The organism is Streptomyces sp. (assembly GCF_035563135.1).
Lineage (GTDB): Bacteria > Actinomycetota > Actinomycetes > Streptomycetales > Streptomycetaceae > Streptomyces.
This window is the reverse complement of the sequence record NZ_DATMVN010000145.1, coordinates 1-3,253: the sequence shown is the minus strand read 5'-3', so window position 1 is coordinate 3,253 and position 3,253 is coordinate 1. Positions and strand designations below refer to the sequence as shown.

At 71.6% G+C, this 3,253-nt stretch carries 3 protein-coding genes and 1 pseudogene; all 4 read right to left on the bottom strand.

Annotated features, from left to right (window positions below; genetic code table 11):
• Positions 1-1,496: DEAD/DEAH box helicase (locus VN520_RS06135; protein ID WP_325745817.1), on the bottom strand; the 1,496-nt coding region annotated here is incomplete at its 3' end.
• A gap of 197 nt (positions 1,497-1,693) precedes the next feature.
• The gene (locus tag VN520_RS06130) at positions 1,694-1,897 is read right to left on the bottom strand and encodes a cold-shock protein (protein WP_015607926.1); all 204 of its coding nucleotides are present in this window, start codon (positions 1,895-1,897) and stop codon (positions 1,694-1,696) included.
• Between the two features lie 614 nt (positions 1,898-2,511).
• Positions 2,512-3,033, bottom strand: a complete 522-nt coding sequence (locus VN520_RS06125; RefSeq protein WP_325745816.1) for a pyridoxamine 5'-phosphate oxidase family protein — start codon at positions 3,031-3,033, stop codon at positions 2,512-2,514.
• 12 nt (positions 3,034-3,045) lie between these two features.
• Positions 3,046-3,253: pseudogene (locus VN520_RS06120) on the bottom strand (hypothetical protein); the annotation flags it as partial.

Genomic DNA, 3,253 nt, shown 5'->3' with positions numbered 1-3,253 from the left:
GCGCCCGAGCCCGTGCCCGTCCCACCGCGCCGGCCACGTCCCCGGCTGCCCGAGCGGAAGGATCCGCCGGCCGCCTGGCCCGGGCCCTGACCCGTGCCGCGCGTACGCGGCTTGGGCTGCGCCGGCTGGGGCACCTCGATGACGATCGCGACGCCGGAGGGCTCGCGGGCACCCGTGATCCGGCTGAGCTCCTCGTCGCTGGACCTGACCCGGGTGGTGCGCGGCGCGATGCCCGCGTCCTGCATCAGCCGGGTCATCTCGCGCTTCTCCTCGGGCAGCACGAGCGTGACGACGCTGCCCGACTCCCCGGCGCGCGCGGTGCGCCCGCCGCGGTGGAGGTAGTCCTTGTGGTCGGTCGGCGGGTCCACGTTGACGACCAGGTCCAGGTCGTCGATGTGGATGCCCCGGGCCGCCACGTTCGTCGCGACGAGCGCGGTGACCTGGCCGTTCTTGAACTGGTCCAGCGTCCGGTTGCGCTGCGGCTGGGACCGGCCGCCGTGCAGGGCCGCGGCCCGCACACCGCTGGCGAGGAGCCGCTTGGCGAAGCGGTCCGCGGCACGCTTGGTGTCCACGAACATGATCACCCGGCCGTCGCGGGCGGCGATCCGGGTGGCGACGGCCTTCTTGTCCGTCTCGTCCGCCACGTGCAGCACATAGTGCTCCATGGTGGTGACGGCACCGGCCGACGGGTCGACCGAGTGCACGACCGGATCGGTGAGGAACATCTTCACCAGCCGGTCGATGTTCTTGTCGAGGGTCGCGGAGAACAGCATGCGCTGCCCGTCCGCCTCGACCTGCTTGAGCAGCGCGACGACCTGCGGCATGAAGCCCATGTCGGCCATCTGGTCGGCCTCGTCCAGGACGGTGATCGAAACCTGGTCGAGCCGGCAGTCGCCGCGCTCGATGAGGTCCTTGAGCCGGCCCGGCGTGGCGACGAGCACCTCGGCGCCGCGGCGCAGCGCACCGGACTGCCTGCTGATCGACATGCCGCCCACGACGGTGGCGACGCGCAGGTTCACGGAGGTGGCGTACGGGGTGAGGGCGTCGGTGACCTGCTGGGCGAGCTCGCGGGTGGGGACGAGGACGAGTGCCAGCGGGGCGTGCGGCTCGGAGCGGCGTCCCGCGGTGCGGGCGAGCAGCGCCAGGCCGAAGGCCAGGGTCTTGCCGGAGCCGGTGCGGCCACGGCCGAGGATGTCCCGGCCGGCCAGCGAGTTCGGCAGGGTGGCGCCCTGGATGGGGAAGGGGTCGCTCACACCCTGCGCGGTGAGGGTCTTCAGCAGCGCGGCGGGCATGTCCAGCTCGGCGAACGCGTCGACGGCGGGCAGTGCGGGGGTCAGGGTCTCCGGCAGGGCGAACTCGCCGCCCTGGGCGGGCGCGGGCCTGCGGCGGGCCGGTGCCTTGCCGGATCCTCGGGTGTTCGCCGGCGCCCGGTCCGGGCCGCGCCCCTTTATCGGGCGGCTGCGGGTCGGACGGTCCTGGCGTTCGGAGCGGGTCATACGGAATTGCCCTCCTGGGGGATTCCTGGGATTACTGCCGACTGCTGCGGACTGCTTGATGTGCGCCCCAGGATGCAAGCACAGAGCAGGTGTCCCGGTTGCGGTAGCGAACCAGGAAGGGACGAGCCGGAAACAGCACAAACCGGGGCCCGCACCTTCACGGTGCGGGCCCCGGCTGCGAGGTACGCGTCCGGCGATCAGGCCGGGACGATGTTCTCCGCCTGCGGGCCCTTCTGGCCCTGCGTGACGTCGAAGGAGACCTTCTGGCCCTCCTGGAGCTCACGGAAGCCCTGGGTGGCGATGTTGGAGTAGTGGGCGAAGACGTCGGCGCCGCCGCCGTCCTGCTCGATGAAGCCGAAGCCCTTTTCCGAGTTGAACCACTTCACGGTTCCAGTAGCCATGTCATTCTCCTAAAAGAGGTGCAGTGCCGGAAATCCGCACTTTACGAATTCCAAGTCGCCGCATTGAGCCCCATCCGGAGAAAGCCGGAAAACAATAAAGCGCCTGAGGAGGGTTCCCGTCAGGCGCACATAAAGTTCATGGGTACCAAAACTGCAACTCGGCAACCGTAGCACGTTCTGTCGGCGAGCGGCAGATCATGTTGCTCCGGCGCGCCGGAGACCGCGCCGGGGATCCTGCTGAGCAGCGCGGCGGCGGGGACCGTCCACGGCAGCTTCCACTCTCGTTCACGGATGTTTCCCGCCCTGTTCCCCCAAGGGCTGTGGGCACTTCGCCGGGTGGCGGAACCACACATTCCGTCAGGGGTTCCGGAGCGGCCGGCGAGGGGTCGAGGACCTCGCGCGCAGGAGGGCGGTTCACCTGATCGCCGTAACGGCACGCACCCGGACCGCGCACCGGCGGGCAGCAGGATCCGCCGGGCCGCGCACCGGCGGGCGGAAGGGTCTGCCGCAGTCCTTACGCCGAACGGGTGCCATACGGCGCGAGGCCGTCCAGGAGGAGTGCGGGCACGGGCGGCCGCCCGGCGCCCCGCACCCCACAGCCGCGGGCCAGAGGGTCACGACTCGCGGGCGGGACTGTCGTCGGCGCCCCTGCGCAGGGTGCGCAGGGGGTGGCCGGGGCGCCAGACCTGTACGACGATGTCGTCGCCGTCGAGCCCGGTGCGGACCACCTCCGCGGGATCGGCGCGGAAGAGGAGGAAGGGCTCCGGCGGGGCCGCCTCCTCGACGAAGCGTGCCAGCACGGCGGGGTCGGTGATCTCCACCGCCCGGCCGGAGACACGCACGTCCCCGTCGGCCATCTCCGCGTCCGGGCCCGGATTGGCGTGGAGGGCGAAGCGCGGGTCCCGCCGCAGGTCCAGGGCCTTGCGGGAGCCGGGCATCATGCCCAGCCACAGCGCGTCCATCCGGAAGTCCGCCTCCAGGCCGGTGACCCGGGGGGAGCCGTCCACGCGCAGGGTCGCGAGGACGTGGTGCCTGTACTGCTGGAACCGTGTGCGCACGGTGTCGGCGAAGGCCGGTTCCGCCGTGCGGAAGTCCTGCCACGAAACGGGTGTCACTTTCGATGTCATGGGTGCCATCGAACCCCGCAATCAGGACACCTTCTGTCGTGTTTCCTCGTGTGTCACCGGTTCGGACGCCTCCTCCCCCGGCCCTTCATCGGGCCGGAGCGGCCGGGCACCGGATGGACGGCGGCCCGGCTGCCCCTCGTCCTGCTCTTCTGCGCTTCTGCGCTTCTGCGGGCGGACACGGGCGCTCCCGCGGCGGCCTGCGAGCGCCGGTGCCCGCTCCCGCACCGTG